The sequence below is a fragment of the Polaribacter sp. Hel_I_88 genome (assembly GCF_000687935.1).
Taxonomy (GTDB): Bacteria; Bacteroidota; Bacteroidia; order Flavobacteriales; family Flavobacteriaceae; genus Polaribacter.
In genome coordinates, this window is sequence record NZ_JHZZ01000001.1 from 3,177,516 (window position 1) to 3,198,749 (window position 21,234).

A 21,234-nucleotide genomic window follows, 5' to 3' on the forward strand; every position below is an offset into this window, starting at 1 on the left:
ACAGCATTATCATGAAAAAAAAGATTCAATCTACAGTTTATATACTATTTATATTAGTAACATTTTTTGCACTTGTAAATGCTTTTAAGTCGTATCAAAATCCGTTAAGTATTTATGAAAACCCATTAGTTTGGTTAGCATTAATTGGTTTTATAGCTGTTATAATTTTAAAGGAAGTTGTAAGTTTTATTGCAACATCAAAAATAACAGAAAGACAAAATGAGGAAGCAGGTATTATTCCTGAAGATCCAAACCTTTGGATAAAGAAATTATTGGTAAAATTTACAAGATCTAAATCTATTGATGAAGAAGAGGATATTGTATTAGATCATAATTACGATGGTATTAGAGAATTAGATAATTCGCTTCCTCCTTGGTGGGTGTATATGTTTTATGCAACTATTTTATTTGCAGTTGTGTATTTGGTTCGCTTTGAAATTATGGATGGTGCAACTCCAGAGATGGAATATCAACAAGCTGTTGCAGAAGCAAGAATAGAAATAAATAAATATAAAGCAACTTCACCAGATGTTTTTGATATTGCAAATCTTGAACTTTTAACAGACGAAAAAGATTTAAAAAGAGGAAAAGCTGTCTTTAATTTAAATTGCGCTTCTTGTCATTTAGGTGATGGAGGAGGAGCAATTGGTCCAAACTTAACAGACAAACACTGGATTTTAGGTGGTGGTATTAAAAACGTTTTTAACACCGTTTATAATGGTGGTAGAGATGGAAAAGGGATGATTGCCTGGAATAAAACCTTAAAACCAGAAGATATTGCAAAAGTATCTAGTTATGTTATTTCTCTTGGAGGCACAACTCCTGCAAAAGGGAAAGAACCTGAAGGAGAAATCTGGGTTGATGAAACTGTAAAAGCTGAAGAAGTAGAGGTTAAAATTGAGGATACAGAAGAAGAAATTGAAGGCAATACTTTAAAAGTAGAGATAGAGGAGTAGGTTTGAAGATTGAAGATTGAAGTTGGAAGTTGGAAGTTTGAAGCTTGAAGTTTAGAGTAGAAGAGTAGTAAATTTTGAAGTTGTTCAAAATTATAAAATAGTAAAAGTTAGTTTTTTTTAGTTAGTATGGAAAATACCGAGAACGAACAATTTAGAGATACTATTGGAACCATCAATAAAGAAGGTAAACGTTCTTGGGTGTTTCCTAAAAAGCCAAGTGGAAAATTTTATAAATACAGAAGTTATGTAAGTTATTTTCTATTAATCTTTTTATTGTCAGCACCCTTTATTAAAATAAACGGAAATCAGTTTTTATTATTTAATATTTTAGAAAGAAAGTTTAATATTTTCGGACTTCCTTTTTGGCCACAAGATTTTTATTTATTGGTAATTTCAATGATTGTTGGTGTTGTTTTTATTATTCTTTTTACGGTAATTTTTGGGCGTGTTTTCTGTGGATGGATTTGTCCACAAACCATTTTTTTAGAAATGGTTTTTAGAAAAATTGAATATTGGATTGATGGTGATCGAGGAAAACAAATTCGTTTAGATAAACAACCTTGGAATGCTGATAAAATTAAAAAAAGACTGCTAAAATGGTTTCTTTTCTTTGTGATTTCCTTTATAATCGCAAATGTATTTTTAGCTTATTTAATTGGTGGAGATACCCTAATTAGCTACATTACAGGGAATCCTTTAGATAATATTAATACACTTATATCTTTAATAATTTTTACAAGTGTTTTTTATTTTGTGTTTGCTTGGTTTAGAGAACAGGTTTGTATTATTGCTTGTCCTTATGGTAGGTTACAAGGTGTTTTATTAGATGATAAAACTATAAATGTTGCTTACGATTATAAACGTGGAGAACGTGAGGAAGGAAGATCTAAATTTAAGAAAAACGAAGATAGAGAAGCTTTAGGAAAAGGAGATTGTATCGATTGTAAACAGTGTGTTGTGGTTTGCCCAACAGGAATCGATATTAGAAATGGTACACAATTAGAGTGTGTAAATTGCACAGCTTGTATAGATGAATGTGATCATATTATGGAGAGCATCAACTTACCAAAAGGATTAATTAGATATGCAAGTGAAGATAATATTGCCAAAAAAGAACCTTTTAAAATTAATGCCAGAATAAAAGGTTATTCAGCAGTTTTGTTAATTTTAACAGGAATTTTAGTAGGAATGTTATTTTTAAGAAATAATGTTGAAGCAACTATTTTAAGATTACCAGGACAATTATATCAGCAAAAAGAAAATAACATTATTAGCAACGTATATACTTTTAAAGTGATTAATAAAACCACGAAAGACATCCAAAATGTTAGCTATAAAATATTATCTCACAAAGGTGAAATTAAATTAGTTTCTAATCATAATTTTATAGTTCCAAAGCAAGGGGCTGCAGAAGGAACTTTATTTATAGAGTTAAATGCTGCACTTTTAAAAGGATCTAACATGGATTTAGAAATTGGAGTTTTTAGTGGCGATAAATTAATAGAAACCACAGAAACTAACTTTTTAGGACCTAGAAGTTATAGGTAGAAAGTTTGAAGTTGGAAGATTGGGGTTTGAAGTTGGAAGTAGATTGAAAAGTATTTTAAAAAAGAAACGAAATTCGTAATTAATTACTCTGAGTTTCGCTAAAATAAAAGTTAGAAATTATGAAAATAGGTTGGGGAACAGGAATTGTAATAGCCATTGTAGCTTTTATGTCCTTTATTTTGTATTTAGTGATTACTATGAGTACAGATCATAACTTTAGTCATGATTTGGTAACAGAACAATATTATCAGCAAGAATTAGCATATCAAGATGAGATTGATGCTGAAAAAAACTTTAAAAATTTAGGAGAAGAAATATCAATTCAAAAAAATAATGAAGGCTTAAAAATTAAATTCCCCAATAAATTTCTAAATGAAAAGTTAGAAGGAAAAGTGTTCCTATATAGACCATCTAATAAACAATTAGATTTTGAAATACCTATTTCAACTTCTGATACATATTTGCTCGTGCCTGAACAACGTTTATTAGATGGTCGCTGGAACATTAAAATTGCTTGGAAACACAAAAATACGGACTATTTGTTTAAAAAAGAATTGATTTATTAATCACTTTTATTAAAAAAGTTACACAAAAAAATCCCTATATTTTTGTGAAGCTTTTATCATTAATTATTATACTTCAAGGATGCTTTTATCAGCAATTATATTCGGTTTATTAGGTAGTTTTCATTGCATTGGCATGTGTGGACCTATTGCGTTTATGTTGCCTATTGATAGAACAAATAAAACAAAAGGTTTTTTTCAAATTTTAAGTTATCATTTAGGTAGGTTGTTTACTTACAGTTTAATAGGGTTACTTTTTGGGTTTTTAGGAAAAGGTTTTTATTTCTTTGGCTTTCAGCAACAACTCTCCATTATTGTTGGAGTTTTAATGATAATTACCATTTTATTTCCAAAAATTTTACAAAAATTATCAGTATCAAAAAAAATAAGTACTGTAATTTTAAAAATCAAAAATTCTTTGGGAAAAGAGTTGAAAAAGAAAGGAAATGACACCTTTTTTACCATCGGTTTTTTAAACGGATTTTTACCTTGTGGCTTAGTTTACATGGCTGTTTTTGGTGCTTTAGCAACCTCAAATGCATTTTCAGGAAGTTTGTATATGTTTTTGTTTGGTTTGGGCACAATTCCTTTAATGACAGCTTTTGTTTATTTAGGTAATTTTACCAAAGGCAATTTTAGGAAAAATATACAAAAAGCAATTCCAGTTTTAGTTGTTTTTATTGGTGTTTTGTTTATTGTAAGAGGTTTAGGTTTAGGTATTCCTTATGTTTCTCCTGCTCCTGTTTTAGATGTTGTTACAAATAACGCAGTTTGTCATTAAGTACATTCCCTTTTTAAGATTAGGTACAATCTCAAATATCTAATTTAAAAACCATTTACCTGTATATTCTTTCATGTGAACTAAAGTTAACCCTATTTTTAACAGATTATAAAAAGCTTTCAAAATAAATAATTTAATTTTACTTTTATTATATTCGAATTTTTAGAAGAAAAAATTTCTTTTTAAAGATGATAATAAATTTAAAATATAATTATGAAAGGAATTGTTTTTACAGAATTTTTAGACTTAGTAGAAGATAAATTTGGTATAAAAATGGTTGATAAAATTATCCACCAATCTAAATTAGAATCTGAAGGAGTTTATACTTCCATAGGTACATATCGTTTTTCTGAAATGCTACAGTTACTTCAAAATTTAAATAAAAATACAGGTATTGCAATCGATGATTTACTTTTAATTTATGGAGAACATTTTTTTGGAATCATCGAAACAAGTTACCCAGGTCTTTTAGCAACCTATAAAGATCCTATAGAAATGATATCCTCTATAGAAAATCATATTCATGTAGAGGTTAGAAAAATATATCCAGATGCTGAATTACCTACTTTTTTAGTAGAAGAAAAAAAAGAAAATTCTTTGACAGTGGTTTATCAATCTAGTAGAGCAATGCACCATTTTGGACTTGGTTTAATGAATAAAACGTTCGAACATTTTAATACAAAGGCTACTATTAATTTAGAAAAAATTAAAGAAGATGGTACAGAAGTTAGGTTTTTTATTAATAAAAAATAATGAGTCAGAACAAAACTGATATATTAGAAAGAGCTTTAAAGCGTCAAAAAAATGCTCGAAAAGAAGCAGAAAAAATACTTGAACATAAGTCTTTAGAATTATATAATACTTCTCAAGAATTAAAACAAGTTAATGAAAAACTTGGCAACCTTTTAAAGGAAAAAACATCTATACTTAAAGGTATTTTTAGGAATATTAATGATGCTTACCTTGTTATAGATTTGAAAGGTAATGTCTTAAAAATGAATAAAAAAGCTCAAGAGTTATTTGGATATAATTTAAAAAACGAAAGTTTAAATACGGCAAAACTCTTTTTTAAGGAAGACTACTCTTATGCATATGAATCATTTCAAAAGCTTATAAAAACTGGACATTTTTTAGATTACGCTTCAAGGGTTATTACTAAAAATAATGAAGTAAAATGGGTAAATATTAATGCCAGTATTATCTACGATAAATTTAATAAACCTATAGCAGCACAGGGTATTATTAAAGATGTTACCTTAGAGAGAGAGAAAAAACGAATATTAGATTTAATAAACAATACTGCAAAATCTATCTTAGGAAAAGAAGATATATTTGAAATTGCTACAGAAATTTCTCAAACAATTGCAAACTATTTAGAAACTGAAGATTGTGTAATTTATCTATTAAATAAAGAAAAAAACGTTTTAGAAGAAATTGCAAGGTTTAGCAGCGATGAAATTAAAAGTAGAAAACCTAACAACAGAATAGTAATTCCTTTAAATAAGGGAATTATCGGTCAAGTTGCAAAAACAGGTATATCCGAAATTGTAAATGATACAAGTAAAGACACTAGATATTTTTTAGATGATGCTTATAGATTGTCGGAAATAACAGTGCCAATTATTAGTGGTGGAGAAGTAATTGCTGTTATAGACTCAGAATATAAACATAAAAATTACTTTACAGAAGAACACAAAAAAACAATTGAAAATATAGCGAGTTTAGTATCTGTTCAATTAAAAAGTGCTATTAATTTAAGAGAAATTAAAAAAGTACAATTAAAAAATAAAGAACTTTTAGACAAATTAGCTAAAAGTAACGAAGAGTTAAATGAATATGCACATATTGTTTCTCACGATTTAAAATCGCCTTTAAGAAGTATTGCAGCCTTAACAACTTGGATTAAAATAGATAATCAAGATAAATTTGATGCCACAAGTTTGCAAAATTTTGATGCTATAGACCTCACTTTAGAAACTATGGAAACTCTTATTTCAGATATTTTGAGATACTCTAGTTTAGACTCTATTTCAGAAGAAATTAAAGAAGTAGATTTAAATTTTTTGATTAAAGATTTAAATCACGTTTTGTTTATACCAGATAATATTAGCATTAATGTTTTACATAAGTTACCCATTGTAAAAGGCGATAAAATAAAATACCAACAAATTTTTCAAAACCTAATTGGAAATGCTATTAAATTTAATGACAAAGAAAAAGGCATTATCAATATTGATGTTGAAGATCAAAATTCTTTTTACAAATTTTCTATAAGTGATAATGGAATTGGTATTGAAAAAAAATATTTTGAGAAAATTTTTAAAATATTTCAATCTTTAAAAGTGGCACAAAACTCATCAGGAATAGGTTTATCTATCGTAAAAAAAATTGTAGATATCTATAAAGGAGAAATATGGCTAGAATCTGAAATACATAAAGGAACTACCTTTTATTTTACAATTAAAAAGAATCTTTTATAAATTTATTCAAAAAACTAAAAATTTTGCTTTGGCATTTCTACAAAAGTAGTATTTTAGAAGACTAAATAAATTACCCTATGAAATGTATCATTATTGATGATGAAAAAATGGCAAGAGTTATCACTAGCACTCTTTGCAATCAAATTTCAGATCTTATTGTTGTAGAAGAATTTAGCAATGCAATACAAGCTATCAAGTTTTTAAACGAAAATAGTGTAGATTTAATTTTTTTAGATATTCATATGCCAGATTTTAACGGTTTAGATTTTATAAAAACGTTAAAAGATCCACCAAAAATTATCTTAACTACTTCAGATCCTCAATTTGCTATAGAAGCTTTTGAATATGATTTTATTATAGATTATTTATTAAAACCTTTAGAGCTAACTCGTTTTAAAAAAGCGATAGATAAAGCCGAGAGAAAGTCAATAACAAAAGCATCTACTACTTCAAAAACTACAAAAGAAAGTGATAACGATTTTTATGTAAACATAGATAGACGACTTATTAAAATCGATTTACCATCCATCTATTTAATTGAAGCAAAAGGAGATTACATCAACATAAAAACAGAAGATAAAAATTACACAGTACATTCTACGCTTAAAAAAATAGAGGAAAAATTACCAGAATCTTTATTTTTAAAAGTGCATCGTTCTTATATTATTAATATCAAAAAAATTATTGATATAGAAGATAATAGTGTGTTGATTAAGAGAGATGTAGTTCCTGTAAGTAGATCAAAAAGACCAGAATTAATGAAACGATTAGATTTGCTTTAAAATCTAACTAAACTTAATTTTAGTGTACTAGATAGTATTTTATCAACGGAAAAATTAAAGTATTTTTGATAATCATAAAATAAGGAATTATCTAAATAATTTTTTGAAAACCAATAATCAAAAAGAAGTCATTAACTTAATCTTTTCTTTTATATAAAGGTGATTTTAAAAAGAACCACTGAAAACGTAACCCGAATTCTGTATAGGTAAAACCTGCTGCTGTTGCAGAAGCAATATTACTTTGCAAACCATATACGTTAATAATACTTCTTTCCGAAAAACGATAGCCTAATTTTCCTTGAACTCTGTAGGTACTTTGCTTTGCATCTTCATCTATATATTGTAAACCAATAGCTGCTGTTAAATCGTAAAATAATGCTTTGTTTTTAGCTTCACCTTCCGTTTTAATAATATTAAAAAATACTTCAACTGCGTTAAAACTATTGGGACTAAAATAAATAGTTGGTACTTGATCTTTAAATGTAATGTATTGATAATTGATTCCAGCTTTTAAAGAAGGTTTCTCTAAAATGTTGTAATACAAAGATGTAAATAATAAATTTCGTTGGTTAGCATCACTTTGATCAGTAAAATAATATTGGCTAAACCAACCCAATTTAAAGTTTGTGCTTAAACTATAATTTACAATATAATTGTTCATTACAATTTCTCTGTCTAATAATTCCGCATTAAAATTTTGTACTTCTCGTCTGTAGCCTAACTCTAAATTTTGCAGTTTAAAAGGCTTTATATTTAATGACGATTCTATTAAAAGTTGATTATAAATAGCAGCTTCAGATTCAGATTTTATGGTTCCTAAACTTCCTCTAAAAACAACATTATTTAAAAGTTGATACGAAAGACCAAAACTAGCAATATTGGTAGTTGCTTTTAAATTATTGATAGGATTGGATGTTTCTCGATAATTATAGGTTCCAAAAATAGCCAAACGAATTGATAATGGCACATTTGCAGTTGCAATATAAGAATTGGCCTCATTGTCTCCATTATCATAAGAATACGAAGTTGTTGCCTCTACATAAGGCGTAAAAACTTTGTCTAAACTAATAATAAAATTAGAAGCATCTTTTTGTTTTTCGTAAAAAGACAAGGTGTTTTCTGCACTTTTATACGCTTCTTTATAATAGCCTAAAGCTTTTAGGGCATTGGCTTTACCAAGATTACCATCAAAAGAAGCACTATCTTTTTCTAAAATTAAATTATAATCGGCAACACTTTTCTTAAAATCGCTTTTATAAATGTTTAAAGTTGCTCTTAAACTGTACATCCAGTTTTCAGGTTTGTCTGTATTTTCAAATAAAGCATCAATTTCATTTTTAGCTAATTTGTATTTTTTATTCCAAATTAAAGCCTGAATATATCTTTCTTTGGTTTGTTTTATAAAGTCAGCATCGGTTTTATCTGTTAAAAGAGCCATCGCTTTTTCACTGGTTTCTAAAGCCATTTTTTCATCTCCATCAAGATGAAAAGCCAAAGCAATTCCGTTTAAAGATGTAAATTTATTTTCAGGATTTAAACCAATGGTTTTATAAGTTTCTTTTGCTTTTTCTGTTTGGTTTGATATCAAATATAAGTTTGCAAGATTCAATAAGGTTTCTTTATCATTTTCGAAACTTTCAAAATTTTCTTTTAAAATAGCTTCAGCTTCACCATATTTTAAATCGGTAACTTTTGTACTTGCTAAACCTAATCGCATATATTTTTTTGAAACCAAGGCATTTGCATTTCCAGGTAAAACCGCTAAAGCTTTATCAACATACATAAGTGCATTTTCATACTCTTTTAAGTTTGATAATGTATTTGCATATCCTAAAAGTGCTGGAAAACTTTGTGCATCTTCTGCCACTAATTTTTGATAAAATTCTTTTGCTTCATCATATTTTTTGTCCCAAAGTAAAGCTTCTGCATAATTTAATTTTACCTCAAAATCCGTAGGATAATCTTTTAAAAGAGATGTAAATAAATTTAGAGCTTTATTTGAGTTTCCACTCAAACCAACAGCTCTTCCATAACATAACCTTGCAGTTTTGTTAGTTGGGAATTCCTGTAGAATTTCTTTAAAAAACACTTCTGCTTTTGCATATTTACCAGTTTCTAAATAGGTAAAACCTTCTTGCATTTCTTGAGAAATACTAGTAAAGCTTATAGAAAAAAGAAAAAATAAGAATAAAATTTGTAAACGCATAAGAGGATTTTTATGGAATGCAAGTTAAGCATTAGAGATGAATCATTAAGCTAAACTTAAACGTTTTTCAACGATAAATAAAAGTATAAGATACCTTTCTGTTAGATATTTGTGCTCAAAATAAACAACAATATAGTTTTAAATTTAATAAAATGGTAGCAACTTTAAGAACTTTAAAAACCAAAATACAACCAGAACAATTATTTATGTTAAGTGTTTTGTTAGTAAATGGTGGAAACTATCTATATAATTTAATTTTAGGTAGATATTTAGGGCCAGAAAAGTTTGCAGATGCTGCAATTTTAATCACTTTTTTATTGGTACTTTCTTTTGTAGCCATGACTTTTCAATTGGTAACAGCAAAATTCTCAGTGTTGTTTGAAGGTTCAGTTTTTGCCAATTTTATTTCATCGATGTTAAAGAACTCTTTAATTGTTGGAGTTTTATTGGGGCTTTTAGTTATCGTGTTTTCATCAGCATTGCAAACATTCTTTAAAACTACAACGTCCACCATGTTTGTTGTTTTTGGTTTTGGCATTCCTTTTTATTTTTTGATGAGTGTTAATAGAGGTGTATTTCAAGGGAAAAAAGAATTAACATCACTTTCAATCACCTATCAAGGAGAAATGGTAAGTCGTTTATTGATTACTTTTTTATTGTTATATTTTTTACATATAGAATCTTCAATATTAATTGCAGTCGGAATTTTTATCTCTTTTATAGTGGCTTTATTTCCTTTTAAAATACAACAGTTTTCTTTTTTTAAATCGATAAAATTAGAAGCACCACAAAAGAAATTAGTAAAGAACTTTTTTATAATTACTGCATTTTACGAGTTAACGCAAATCATTATAAATAACAGTGATATTTTATTAGTAAAACACTATTTTAATGCTGTAGATGCTGGTTTATATGCTTCTTTGGCATTAATTGGTAGAGTTGTTTATTTTATAGCTTGGATGTTTGTAATGCTCTTATTGCCAACTGTAATTCAACTTAAAAAAGATGGAAAATCGACCTTACCAATTTTATTAAAATATGTGAGTTATATTGCTATTATTGCAAGCGTAATTATTGCAAGTTGTTTCTTATTTCCTCAACAAATTATCCTTGCATTATTTGGGAATGATTACATGAATATTGCACCTTTATTATGGCAATATGCTTTGGCAACAGGAATTTTTGCAGTGTCTAACATTTTTGCTTATTACTATTTGTCTTTAGATAATTACATACCAGTTGTACTTTCTGGCTTATTTGGAATGTTGCAAGTTGTTTTTATCGTTTTCTTTCATAATTCTTTAGCGCAAGTTGTTCACGTTCAAATAATAGCAATGATTTTGTTATTGATTATGCAACTAAGTTTTTTCCTTTTATCGAACTTAAAAGAAAGAAAAAACAACAATACCTAAACGTATTTTCCATTCATCTAAACATACTTGTGTTTCAGCCTTGTTAGGTCATAAAAGACTCAAATATTTAAGAAATTTGTATCAGAATTAAAAATCAAAACTCATGAAATTAGCCATTGTAACAGCATATCCACCAAGTAAAGTAACCTTAAACGAATACGCTTATCATTTAGTAAAAAGCTTTAGACAAAGTAAAAAAGTAACAGAACTAGTTTTGTTAACTGATGAAACTCCAGAAGGAAAAGACATCAACTTTACAGAAAACGGATGTAAAATTACTGTTAAAGAATGTTGGAAGTTTAATAGCTACAAAAACATCATTAATGTTACAAAAGCGATTAACGAAACTAAACCAGATTCAGTTTTATTCAATTTACAGTTTATGAAGTTTGGCGATAAAAAAGTTGCTGCTGCTTTAGGCTTGGCTTTGCCTTTGATCTGTAAAATTAAAAGGATTCCTACAATTGTTTTGTTACACAATATTTTGGAACAAGTAGATTTAGAAAGTGCAGGTTTTACATCAAACAAAATTGCTCAAAAAATATATAATTTTATAGGAACTTCATTAACAAAACTAATCTTAAAAGCAGATTTGGTTGCTGTTACTATGGATAAATATGTAACTACATTACAAGAAAAATATAAAGTTGATAATGTAAAAATGATTCCACATGGAACTTTTGAAATTCCTGCAGAACCTTCACATACATTACCTGAAGGTGCTTTAAAAATAATGACTTTTGGTAAATTCGGAACATACAAAAAAGTAGAAAATATGATTGAAGCTGTAGAAAAAGTTAGAAAATCTTCGGGTTTAGATTTAGAAATTGTTATTGCAGGAACAGACAATCCTAATGTACCTGGTTATTTAAAAAGTGTACAAGAAAAATATAAAAATGTTCCTCAAATTACATTTACTGGGTATGTTGAAGAAAACCAAGTAGAAACCATTTTTAACGAAAGTGCTGTGGTTGTTTTTCCTTATACTTCTACAACTGGTAGTTCTGGAGTTTTGCACCAAGCAGGAAGTTATGGAAAAGCTGTTGTAATGCCAAATTTAGGAGATTTAGCCACTTTAATTAAAGATGAAGGTTACAGAGGAGAGTTTTTTGAGCCAGAAAGTGTGGCAAGTTTAGCCAATGCAATTGAAGCAATTGTTACGAATAATCAACACAGAATTCAATTAGAAGTAGCAAATTATAAGGCTGCAACTGCATACCCTATGGAAAGAATTACAAATATGTATTTAAATGAATTCGAATCGATTAGTACTAAAAATCAAAAAGTATATGATAGCGAATTTTCTAAAACATCTACAATATAAAATAGCCCCAAAACTTTTTTGAAGAGTTGTTTTCAAGGAGAGTTTCCCTAAACCTTTTCTTGAAACTTCTTTAAAATTATAAATTAAAAAATAACAAAATACACATTAGGTTTTTATTTAGCAATGTGTTTAAAAGATGGCTTTTCAACTCCTTCAGATGAAATAAAACCAAATCTTTTTTGAGGATTAGTTCTCCAAGGAAGTTTCCCTACAACTTCTTTGGGAACCTCTTCAAAATCATATAAAGTCCATGACATAAAAGAAATTTGATTCTTTGTCAGGACTTTTTGTATTTCTTGATGAAACGTAGCTTGCTCATCTTCAGAAAGTCCAAAAGGCCACCAAAAACCACTATAAGAAGAAACTCCAAACTCTTGCAAAACAAGTGGTTTATTTGGAATTTCGTCTTTTAAAGATTGATAGGATTTTTCGAAGTCTTTTAAATTTTCATAATAATGAAAAGAAACTACATCTACTTTATCTTTTAAAATTGTAGCACTTTCTATGTTGGACCAACCAATGGTTAAAGGATGTTTTTCATCAACAGATTTTATTAAAACAATTAAATTCTCTAACCAAGCAATTACAGTTTCTTTTCCTCTAGCATCAAAATCTAAATTGGGTTCGTTTTTTAAATCCCAAGCTAAAATTGCAGGATGGTTTTTAAAAGTTGATACAATTGTTGAAGCGTGTTTGTAGGTTAACGTCCAATCTAAAATGTCGTAATTTCCATAAAAATCGAATAAAGTTAACACCACTTTTAACCCTTCTTTTTCTGCTCTATCTAAAACTAATTTTAGTTTTTCAAGTTTATCATTTTTTACAGTTGCTTTTCCAAAATCTTCATAAGGCACAAACACACGAACGCTATTTAAACCTGCATTTTTAATAATTTTAAAATCTTTGGTAATGGTTCTAATTTCAAAAGCATCCCCAAACATATCCCAAGGTGTTTTTTGCGGATAATAATTGATACCTTTTATAACCAAGGAATCTACATTTATAGGAATAGGAGTGAACTTGTAAGGTTTTGAGGCTTGTTTTATTTTGTGTCTTATTCTCCAAAAACCATCTTCTAACAAAAGAATAAGCTTGTAATCTGATATTTCTGTAGTTTCAAAAATGAGTTTTTTATCTTTAAAAACTTGTTTGTATTCAATTACATTTTTATCTTCTAAAACTGCTAATTGTCCATCTTCAGAAAAGAATAAAAGATCTGTATTGTGTTGTAAAGTAGTGCTTTCTATCGTTAATTTTTCTTTTTTATTTTCATCGATAAAAGCATAAATATTTTCTCTGGCATTTTTTGTAAAATAATCGTCAATACCAATTTTAGTGTTTGTTTTGTAGGCAATATGTTGCACATACCAAGCGTCTAAATAATCGTTTTCGATTTCATTTAACGTTTGTTCGCTAATTTTTCTACCTTCATTTCCATCTTTTTTCCAAGTGATTTTTGGTGTGTAAATGGTTTGTTTTTGAATTTCTGTATGCAAAATTTTACTTCTGTCTGCACCAGAATTAAAATAACTATATAAAGAACTTATTAAAAACACGATGATACAGATCACCAAAACGTAACCTAGCATTAAAATGGCTCTCAATAATTTTCGATTGCTGTTTACCATAACTTTTTTGCGTTAAAAGTTTTTATAATTCCAGCTGTAGAAATTTCTAAATCGTAATTTCCGTTTTTGTAGATATTTTTATCCAACATAAATTTTGCAAAACCATCTTTTGAGTCTTTTAGAATGGTTTTGATGATTTTTTTATTTTGAGAAATAGTCAATTTTACTTGTAAACCATCAGGAATTAATTGATTCATAAAACTTTTAAGAGGCCCAACTGTAAGCATTCTGTTATCTTTTGAAAAAGTTACAGAAAAATCTTGAACGGCTTTTTTATAGGAAACAGTAATGATATTACTTTCTGCAATTCCTAAAAAATAAGCTTTTACTTGCCAGGTTTCCTCATGATCTGGATGAATCATTTTTGCCTTTGCAACACCATTGATGGTAGTTCCAGTAGTTTTTAGAACGTTATTTTTACTATTGGTGATGTAGAAATATACAAAACTACCATCACTAATAATATTGTTATTTTTATCTTTTATAACTGATGTAGAAAATGTGCTAATTTGATTGCCATCTGCATATTCATGATTTCTATCAACAAAAATTTCAAAATTTGTGGCGATTGCTGGTGTAACATTTACATCAAATTCTTTAGAATTTAGAGATGATGTACTAGATGAAATAATCATTCGTCCATCTTTGTTGGGAGAAAAAATGTTCTTAAAACCGAGTAAGTTTTTTGTATTTATATCTTCTTCAATTTCATCTTTTAAAAATTGACGTTTGGTATTTACAATCGTATTTTCGGGCAAAGGATTGTCTAAAGAATCTGTAGGAATTACCACCAACATTGTAAAATCTGTTCCACCAGCTTCAATGCTTGGAGGTCCTAAATAGGTTTCTAAAGAGTTCGCTTTTAATTGAGGCGTAATTTCAAAATTTCCAGAAATTTGGTTTTGTTCAGTAATCAATTTCCAAAAAACATATCCTCTTTTTTTAGTGATGAATTTTGGAATTCTATAGGTAAGTCTTTCATCTTTTAAAACAGGAGATACAAGTGTGTTTCCATAACTATTTGAACAATATAATTGTGGTTTTATATTGGTTGATGATTCAAAAGAAAGTATAACTTCAGTGCCAGCTTCAAAGGTGTTTTGTGTTGTAAGTAATAAAAAATTTGGAGCATCATTTTTTATGTTTTGAGCGTAAAATGTAGCACTCAAAAAACAAATTAATACTATTAAAAATTTTCCATGTAAACTCATTATCTAGGATTTCCTATAAAATTATTCATCTCTATATTAATAAAACCATAGTTGGGATGTGCTATTTTTTGCAATTCAGTATTTTTATGATTTAGAATTCTGTCTGAAACTATTTTATTCGCAATTTCAGCATTAGGCAAACCATTTACGTAACAATCTTCCATATTTGCATTGATGATTTCTACCTTTTTATCATCAACGAAAGGATACTCAAAATTTTGTTTTCTTTCCTGTCGAATGCCATCTTTCAAAAACAAATGATCTACCCAAATTAATTCTTTTTCAGCAGTATAATAGGTAATTAATAATTGTGGCACTGTAATTTCTTGAAGTCCGCTATTAAAAACAGTTCCAGAAATTGAGTTAGCATTCATATTTACATCACTTAAAACAGCATCTTTATACAAATCTGAATTGCTAACATTCCCTGCAGCTTGTAGATTGAATTTTGTAGGTTGCTCCTCTAATTCAACAGGTGTAAACTCATCTGGATTAAATTTATTCGGAATAGAATCTTGTGTTTTAGACCAAGCAATACCCTCAAAATTAATTTTAAAAGCAGTTATTTCTTTGGGCATTAACTTGTGTTTTACGTGATATTTTGCATTATACGTTGCCAATATTTTATTAGCATCATTATACAAAGTTCCTTTTAAAACAATATCAGAAGGCACATTATCAATATTTTGAATTTCGCCAATAATGGAATAACGATTATCTCTTTTTACCAATTTTGCAGATAAAATTTCTAAAACAGGTTGTTTTAAAACATCTTCATGATAGGTTTGTTCTGTGGTAATTCTTCGTCTGCCTTGGTTAAAATACTTGGTTTCATTTTTAGAGTACAATTGATCTGGAGGCGTATCTAAATCCACATTTTCTGGCTCAATAAACCAGTTTCCTTTTATCTTTAAAAGTGTTTTATAATCTATTCTTTCAATTTTTTCTAAAGGTGTTATCCAATTTGTAGTTACTTTTAAAGTCGCTAAACTATCTGTTTTTGTAAGAACTTTAGTTTCTATGGCATCTAATTTTGCATACGAACTTAAAATACCGTCAGTTACAGACATTTCCAGCATAAATTGCGAAATTGGTAAATTTGCTTTTGGATTTATGAGTTGATAACTTTTTTCAAATTGTTTAAAATCGATGGCATCATAATAGGCAGTTATTGCATTTTCTGGAGTTCTTTGAGAATCGTTTTTTAGATAAAATAAATACAAACTGTACCCTAAAATCAACATTAAAAAAACCGTCCAAATATGTGTGAATTTTAAAAGTCCGTTAGAAAACTTTTTATAACATGTATTTAATTTCAAATAAGCAGGCGCAACTTTTTCTTTCGTTTTTAGGCTGATTACAAAAATGGATTGTATGTTGAGTATAAACGCAATAATTACTGTTAAAAACGGAATAATGCCCCACATTATTTTTAACCAAGTAGCTACTTCATCTTTTGGTAAAATGCTAGAAAGTGGAGGCACATTTAGTTTTTCCCAAACCATAACGCCGTTTTCTAAAGGTTGCAATCTTTGCCAGCCACAGAAATATAAAATAGGATCGTAAAATTTATCGTTCGAAAAAATATACTTCAAATTATATTTTTCGGGCGTTGTTAAAAACTGTTGCAAAGAACCAATTCCTGCAACTCCTTTAAATTTTGAATTTTCTAAACGTTCTATGGGTCTTGTGGTTAATTCTGGCAAACGTCTTGCAGAATGGTAATTGCCATCTACACTCATGGCATTTGTTTGTGCAGACAACCAAGCCATTTGATCGCCAAAACCGAGTGTTAAAAATCGCCATTGATCATGCTGATCTTGGTTTAGGAAATTTACAATTGGTAACATTTTAATTTTTTGTGGTTGAGAAGGTCTAAAATAGCCTAGACTCATAGTAAAAATCACCATAAATAAAAATAGCGAAGCCAAAAAGCCTGCAAAAATTCTATGGTACACTGCCCCAAATTTTGTTTGAATTAATTGTTTTAAATCGCCTTCTACAAATCTGTACACAAATTCTCCAAAAAGAGGTAAAGACATGATGGATGCCCAAAGTGTAAACCTGTCTAACGTTAAAATATTAAAAGCATTTTCGCCTAAAATTATTTTAGGAATTGAGGTGGTTCCTCCAGTTCCTAACAAGGTTAACATGGCAATTGATAGCCCAAAAAATAAATAACGTTTGCTAAAATATCTGTAAAAAATGTAAGGTAAAAGCAATAATAAAATTCCCCAAGGAATAAAAAAGAACACCAAACCAGAAGATGTAATTTCTAAAAAATTATCTCTAGAGCCATGTGGAATAGGAACTTGTGTTATTGGGTTGTTTTTTGAATTGATCCAATAAGGTAACAAACAGCCAATAATTAACGCTAAGGAAAGCAACCCAAAAGTCATGTTTCTTTTAAACTGTTTGCCAAAATTTTTAATGAATAATCTAAAAGTTACTTCCTTGTAAGAGTTTACTTGTTCTCTAGAAATATCTAAAATTACCATGCCAATTAATGGGAAAATAAAGAAAATCATTCCAAAAATAGGCGTAACATGATGTGAGGTTACTGTAACTGCAATTAAAGAAAGAGATGTAAATAAGTATTTATATTTCCCTGTTTTTAACCATAAATAAATTTCGGGCAGGGCATGCAATAAAACAGAAATTCCAATAATACTTGGCAATTGACCAAAAACGTGCAAGGTTTCTAAAAAAGATGATGAAAAAACGGCCAAAAGTGCAGCATACCCAGCAACTGTTCTGTTGGCTGTCATCAACAAAGAAAAACGATACACACCAGTTATAAATAAAATAACTGCAATAATGGCCACTGTAAAAAGTCCAAATTTTAATCCACCTAATAAAGACAAAGCTGCAATAGCTTGATGTACCAAAGGTGGATAACTCATTACTGTAAAACCTGTGTACCATTTATAGTTCCAAGGTTCAAACCAACTGGTACTATAATGTTCTGCAAAAAATAGATGAATTAAAGCATCATAGGTAGTCTCTAAAGTAAAAAATATGGCACTTCCATGAAAAGCAATTGCTAAAAGTAAGGCAACAATTAAATATTTATTAGAGGTTTCTTTCATTAAAATATATCTATTTCTTTAGATACTGTAAAGATAATCGTTTTAAATTATCGTTGAAATTATCATGAAAATTAATTTAGCATAGGTAAAATGTCATTCGTCTAACTAAAACATTCGTTTAGTCTGTAAATTGAAATATAAGGCTGATTCTTAAAGTAAATTTGCAGTGTAATTAATACTTAAAAACACCTAAAGATGAAAGTTTTAGCAATAGATGACCAAAAATTAGTTTTAATCCCATTAGAAATTAGACTAAAAGAATTAGGTTATGAAGTAACAACAACAACTTCTGCTTTAAAAGGAATAGAATTATTCGATTTAATACAACCAGATTTGGTAATTGTTGATATTAATATGCCAGAAACATCTGGAATTGAAGTTGTAAAACACATCAGACAAACTAAAAATGTAGCAACGCCAATAATGATTTTATCTGGAAATACAGATGACGCAATTATCTCTAAAGCGTTTGATTTAGGTGTAAACGATTACATGAAAAAACCATTGAGCCTGCAAGAAGTTTGTGCAAGAACCAAAAGATTAATTGGCGCTCCAAAATTAGATAATAATAATACAAAAACGTATAAAGATGTTGTAATTCAACAAAGATGTGTGGGTGTTGTAATACCTTGTTATGATGAGGAAAAAAGATTACTAAGTGATGAGTTTACAACTTTTATAGAAAAAAATTCTGGTTACCATTTGTGTTTTGTAAACGATGGCAGTAAAGATAATACCTTACAAGTTTTAAACGATTTAAGAAAAGGTAGAGAAGACTTTATAACCGTTTACGATTGTGAAAAAAACGGAGGAAAAGCAGAAGCTGTAAGATTGGGAATGTTGCACATGGCAAAGCACGAAGACCTAGATTATATTGGGTTTTTAGATGCAGATTTATCTACAGATTTAGCAGATTTTGATGATTTGGTTAAAACCATTGAAACAACCGATTATAAAATAGTAAGTGGTTCTAGAATTAGTAGAATGGGTGCAGATATTACCAAAGAGTCTGCAAGAAAAGTAATTAGTTTAACCATTAATTATATCATCAGAAAGATTTTAAAAATGGATTTTAAAGACACGCAATGTGGTGCTAAAATTTTTCATAAAGATGTAATTGAGGTTTCTTTTAAAGACAAATTTGTAACACAATGGATTTTTGATGTAGAAATCTTTAAGAGAATAACGTTGCATTTTGGTTTGGCAAAAGCAAAAGAAATGCTTTGTGAGCAACCTTTAAAAAGATGGATACATGCTGATGGTTCTAAATTATCAATGAAAGACTCTATAAAAATTGTGGGTCAATTAGGGCAAATTGCTTGGACGTATAGAAGTAAAAAAACCATTTCAAAAAAAGAAACTCAAAGTAATTTAAGTGTTATAAAGAACCAACCTGTAATATCTAAAATAGCTTCTTAATGAATACAGGAGTAATTATAATTTTCTCAAAAGAAGAAGAAAAAATTAACGATACAGATGTGGATACACTAGTTAATCAACTTCCATATAATTTATGTTTTGTTAATAATGGTAAGAAAGATGATACCCTTAGTTTTTTGTTGGATATAAAAGAGCATGCAAAAACAAATGTTGTAGTAGTAGATCTTAAAAAAGAAAATGGTTTAAAAAATGCCATTAAAGCAGGAGCAAGGCTATTGTTAAGTGATGCTGATTATGACTTTATCATCTATTTAAAATCGAATATGATACAATGTTTAGATTCTTTAAACGAGTATATAAAAGAATTTAAAAACAAAAAAGAATTATTTACAGCCATTCCATCAAGATCGCAAAGAAGTGTTTTAAATGATGTTTTTCCGATATCAGAATTTTTAAAAATTAAAAAACACGTTCCATTTTTTTAAATGGTGCTGCTTAAATTTAACTTGGTAAATCTTTTTTATTCTTAACCCTAAAACAATTCTCGCTCCCTAAAAACTGTGGATTCCCAAATTCTTCGCTCCAAAAGCCTTCCAGAATATCTTTGGTGAAACATTTGTAAACCACAGTGCCATAATACATGTCATTTTCATCACCCATATACTTAAAGTTGATGACCAAAATATTGTCTTTAAAAAAACCAACGCCAAATTGTTCTTGACTTTTGTTGATGAGCCATTTTGCTATAATGCTATTGTTTTCATCTAACGTTAAAGAAAGTGTGCCTTTATAGGTTTCATCGGAATCGTTTTGGTTTGTGCCTATAATTGTGTAGTCTCCTAGAATATTTTTTATCGTCATTTTTTTATGAATTAATGCCCTAATAAAGTTGATTTTTCTCTTTTAATAAACTCTTTTAATGTTGTGGTTGTCTTGCCAGTTATTTTAAAATAGTTGTTTGTAATCTCTGGTTCTTTCTCTAACCTTGGTAAGAAATGTAGCAGCGTTATTACAAAAGCAAAACTACTTTCCATACCGCTTTTTCTTTTTTTAAAATAAAAACGAATAGGATTTATACTTTTAAATTGAAACTTGGTGCCAGTAACAGTTGTCATTATTTTGGTTACTTCGTCAAAGTTTTTATTTTCTGAACCTGTTATCTCAAAGATATTATTTTCATATTTATGAAACGATTGTAAGAGTATAGCTATAACTTCTGCAATGTTTTTTACATCTATCCAATTAAATTTAGCTTGTTTTGCAGGCAGTGTTATTGTTTTATCTTCTAAAATTTCTGCAAGTAACGTTGTTGTTAAGTTTTGCATAAAATAACTTGGACGCACAAAAATATATTGAAAGCCAATCAATTTTATCAAGCGTTCTATTTTATTATGTGGTATTATGTTGCTTTTTTCTGCACCTTGTACCGATAAAAAAACTATTTTTTCTATTCCGTTTTTTTTGGCGGATTCTAAAAGGGGTTTAAAATATCGGTTAACTTCTGCGATTTGAGGTGGGCGTAATAAAAAAAGTATTTCGATATCTTTAAATGCACTAGTATACGTTTGCGGATCTTTAAAGTTAAATGTTCTGTAGCCTAAGTTTGGCTGATTCCGAAAGTTGTTTTTTGCGCTTGCAATATTTCTAACAGCAACAATTATTTCGGCTTTATTGGTTAGCGTATTCAGAAAGTTGACAACTTCCGTTCCAATATTTCCTGTGGCTCCTGTTATTAATATTTTGTTCATTTTACATTAAATTACAAACTGTATGCAGTATAAATTTCGATAAAAAATAGAAAGCATGCAAATTAACAACGTTTATTATTTTCAACTGAATTTTTGCCTGTGTTCTCGATACAATTTCGATGAAAA

General features: G+C 28.6%; 17 protein-coding genes. 11 read left to right on the top strand and 6 right to left on the bottom strand.

The genetic code is table 11. The features are described from left to right. Positions 1 to 11 precede the first annotated feature (11 nt). The 7 genes from P161_RS18675 (at position 12) to P161_RS0114085 (ending at position 7,110) form a co-directional block, all read left to right on the top strand. Positions 12 to 956, top strand: coding sequence for a cbb3-type cytochrome c oxidase N-terminal domain-containing protein (locus P161_RS18675; RefSeq protein ID WP_036841511.1), 945 nt, complete (start codon positions 12 to 14; stop codon positions 954 to 956). 126 nt (positions 957 to 1,082) lie between these two features. Further along, on the top strand, positions 1,083 to 2,504 hold the full coding sequence (gene ccoG / locus P161_RS0114060; RefSeq protein WP_026777566.1) for a cytochrome c oxidase accessory protein CcoG: 1,422 nt from the start codon (positions 1,083 to 1,085) through the stop codon (positions 2,502 to 2,504). A 119-nt stretch (positions 2,505 to 2,623) separates the two neighbouring features. Beyond that, the gene (locus tag P161_RS0114065; RefSeq protein ID WP_026777567.1) at positions 2,624 to 3,070 is read left to right on the top strand and encodes a FixH family protein; all 447 of its coding nucleotides are present in this window, start codon (positions 2,624 to 2,626) and stop codon (positions 3,068 to 3,070) included. 79 nt (positions 3,071 to 3,149) lie between these two features. Beyond that, positions 3,150 to 3,848: a sulfite exporter TauE/SafE family protein gene (locus P161_RS0114070; RefSeq protein ID WP_026777568.1), complete on the top strand. Its 699-nt coding sequence runs from the start codon at positions 3,150 to 3,152 to the stop codon at positions 3,846 to 3,848. A gap of 213 nt (positions 3,849 to 4,061) precedes the next feature. Then, a complete protein-coding gene (locus tag P161_RS0114075) occupies positions 4,062 to 4,601 on the top strand; it encodes a heme NO-binding domain-containing protein (protein WP_026777569.1) in 540 nt (179 codons plus the stop codon). Further along, positions 4,601 to 6,328, top strand: coding sequence for an ATP-binding protein (locus tag P161_RS0114080; protein ID WP_036841514.1), 1,728 nt, complete (start codon positions 4,601 to 4,603; stop codon positions 6,326 to 6,328). The genes P161_RS0114075 and P161_RS0114080 overlap by 1 nt, the downstream gene beginning before the upstream one ends. Before the next feature lie 77 nt (positions 6,329 to 6,405). Next, complete coding sequence (locus P161_RS0114085) at positions 6,406 to 7,110, top strand: LytTR family DNA-binding domain-containing protein (RefSeq protein WP_026777571.1); 705 nt, start codon at positions 6,406 to 6,408, stop codon at positions 7,108 to 7,110. 136 nt (positions 7,111 to 7,246) lie between these two features. Here the strand turns inward: P161_RS0114085 and P161_RS0114090 are convergent, their stop codons facing one another. Then, positions 7,247 to 9,316: a lipopolysaccharide assembly protein LapB gene (locus tag P161_RS0114090; RefSeq protein ID WP_026777572.1), complete on the bottom strand. Its 2,070-nt coding sequence runs from the start codon at positions 9,314 to 9,316 to the stop codon at positions 7,247 to 7,249. Positions 9,317 to 9,468: 152 nt separating this feature from the next. Here P161_RS0114090 and P161_RS0114095 point away from each other — a divergent pair, with 152 nt between their 5' ends. Both P161_RS0114095 and P161_RS18680 read left to right on the top strand, forming a co-directional pair. Beyond that, a complete protein-coding gene (locus P161_RS0114095; protein WP_026777573.1) occupies positions 9,469 to 10,728 on the top strand; it encodes a sugar isomerase in 1,260 nt (419 codons plus the stop codon). Positions 10,729 to 10,831: 103 nt separating this feature from the next. Next, on the top strand, positions 10,832 to 12,052 hold the full coding sequence (locus P161_RS18680; RefSeq protein WP_036841518.1) for a glycosyltransferase: 1,221 nt from the start codon (positions 10,832 to 10,834) through the stop codon (positions 12,050 to 12,052). A 113-nt stretch (positions 12,053 to 12,165) separates the two neighbouring features. Here the strand turns inward: P161_RS18680 and P161_RS0114105 are convergent, their stop codons facing one another. The 3 genes from P161_RS0114105 to P161_RS0114115 are packed head-to-tail and all read right to left on the bottom strand — an operon-like array spanning position 12,166 to position 17,980. Next, positions 12,166 to 13,680: a glycoside hydrolase family 2 TIM barrel-domain containing protein gene (locus P161_RS0114105; protein ID WP_026777574.1), complete on the bottom strand. Its 1,515-nt coding sequence runs from the start codon at positions 13,678 to 13,680 to the stop codon at positions 12,166 to 12,168. Then, complete coding sequence (locus P161_RS0114110; protein ID WP_231494750.1) at positions 13,674 to 14,849, bottom strand: hypothetical protein; 1,176 nt, start codon at positions 14,847 to 14,849, stop codon at positions 13,674 to 13,676. The genes P161_RS0114105 and P161_RS0114110 overlap by 7 nt, the downstream gene beginning before the upstream one ends. 41 nt (positions 14,850 to 14,890) lie before the next feature. After that, a complete protein-coding gene (locus P161_RS0114115; protein WP_026777576.1) occupies positions 14,891 to 17,980 on the bottom strand; it encodes a membrane protein in 3,090 nt (1,029 codons plus the stop codon). Positions 17,981 to 18,175: 195 nt separating this feature from the next. On the opposite strand from P161_RS0114115, the gene P161_RS0114120 reads away from it, so the two are divergent. Both P161_RS0114120 and P161_RS18685 read left to right on the top strand, forming a co-directional pair. Beyond that, the gene (locus P161_RS0114120) at positions 18,176 to 19,399 is read left to right on the top strand and encodes a response regulator (protein WP_026777577.1); all 1,224 of its coding nucleotides are present in this window, start codon (positions 18,176 to 18,178) and stop codon (positions 19,397 to 19,399) included. Beyond that, positions 19,399 to 19,845 (top strand): glycosyltransferase, encoded by a 447-nt coding sequence (locus P161_RS18685; protein WP_051605763.1) that lies wholly within the window; start codon positions 19,399 to 19,401, stop codon positions 19,843 to 19,845. Before P161_RS0114120 ends, P161_RS18685 begins: the two co-directional genes overlap by 1 nt. A 16-nt stretch (positions 19,846 to 19,861) precedes the next feature. Here the strand turns inward: P161_RS18685 and P161_RS0114130 are convergent, their stop codons facing one another. Both P161_RS0114130 and P161_RS0114135 read right to left on the bottom strand, forming a co-directional pair. Beyond that, positions 19,862 to 20,221 carry a hypothetical protein gene (locus P161_RS0114130; protein ID WP_026777578.1) on the bottom strand — a complete coding sequence of 120 codons (360 nt, stop codon included), beginning with the start codon at positions 20,219 to 20,221 and terminating at the stop codon, positions 19,862 to 19,864. A gap of 11 nt (positions 20,222 to 20,232) precedes the next feature. Further along, positions 20,233 to 21,108 (bottom strand): NmrA family NAD(P)-binding protein, encoded by an 876-nt coding sequence (locus P161_RS0114135; protein ID WP_026777579.1) that lies wholly within the window; start codon positions 21,106 to 21,108, stop codon positions 20,233 to 20,235. Between the last annotated feature and the right edge of the window lie 126 nt (positions 21,109 to 21,234).

Bases quoted from the DNA above. Each gene is read 5' to 3' on its own strand.
- P161_RS18680 (WP_036841518.1), top strand. From the start codon at position 10,832: ATGAAATTAGCCATTGTAACAGCATATCCACCAAGTAAAGTAACCTTA.
- P161_RS0114075 (WP_026777569.1), top strand. From the start codon at position 4,062: ATGAAAGGAATTGTTTTTACAGAATTTTTAGACTTAGTAGAAGATAAA.
- P161_RS18685 (WP_051605763.1), top strand. From the start codon at position 19,399: ATGAATACAGGAGTAATTATAATTTTCTCAAAAGAAGAAGAAAAAATT.
- P161_RS0114070 (WP_026777568.1), top strand. From the start codon at position 3,150: ATGCTTTTATCAGCAATTATATTCGGTTTATTAGGTAGTTTTCATTGC.
- ccoG (WP_026777566.1), top strand. From the start codon at position 1,083: ATGGAAAATACCGAGAACGAACAATTTAGAGATACTATTGGAACCATC.
- P161_RS0114120 (WP_026777577.1), top strand. From the start codon at position 18,176: ATGAAAGTTTTAGCAATAGATGACCAAAAATTAGTTTTAATCCCATTA.
- P161_RS0114105 (WP_026777574.1), bottom strand. From the start codon at position 13,680: ATGGTAAACAGCAATCGAAAATTATTGAGAGCCATTTTAATGCTAGGT.
- P161_RS0114065 (WP_026777567.1), top strand. From the start codon at position 2,624: ATGAAAATAGGTTGGGGAACAGGAATTGTAATAGCCATTGTAGCTTTT.
- P161_RS18675 (WP_036841511.1), top strand. From the start codon at position 12: ATGAAAAAAAAGATTCAATCTACAGTTTATATACTATTTATATTAGTA.
- P161_RS0114130 (WP_026777578.1), bottom strand. From the start codon at position 20,221: ATGACGATAAAAAATATTCTAGGAGACTACACAATTATAGGCACAAAC.
- P161_RS0114115 (WP_026777576.1), bottom strand. From the start codon at position 17,980: ATGAAAGAAACCTCTAATAAATATTTAATTGTTGCCTTACTTTTAGCA.
- P161_RS0114085 (WP_026777571.1), top strand. From the start codon at position 6,406: ATGAAATGTATCATTATTGATGATGAAAAAATGGCAAGAGTTATCACT.
- P161_RS0114080 (WP_036841514.1), top strand. From the start codon at position 4,601: ATGAGTCAGAACAAAACTGATATATTAGAAAGAGCTTTAAAGCGTCAA.
- P161_RS0114095 (WP_026777573.1), top strand. From the start codon at position 9,469: ATGGTAGCAACTTTAAGAACTTTAAAAACCAAAATACAACCAGAACAA.
- P161_RS0114135 (WP_026777579.1), bottom strand. From the start codon at position 21,108: ATGAACAAAATATTAATAACAGGAGCCACAGGAAATATTGGAACGGAA.
- P161_RS0114090 (WP_026777572.1), bottom strand. From the start codon at position 9,316: ATGCGTTTACAAATTTTATTCTTATTTTTTCTTTTTTCTATAAGCTTT.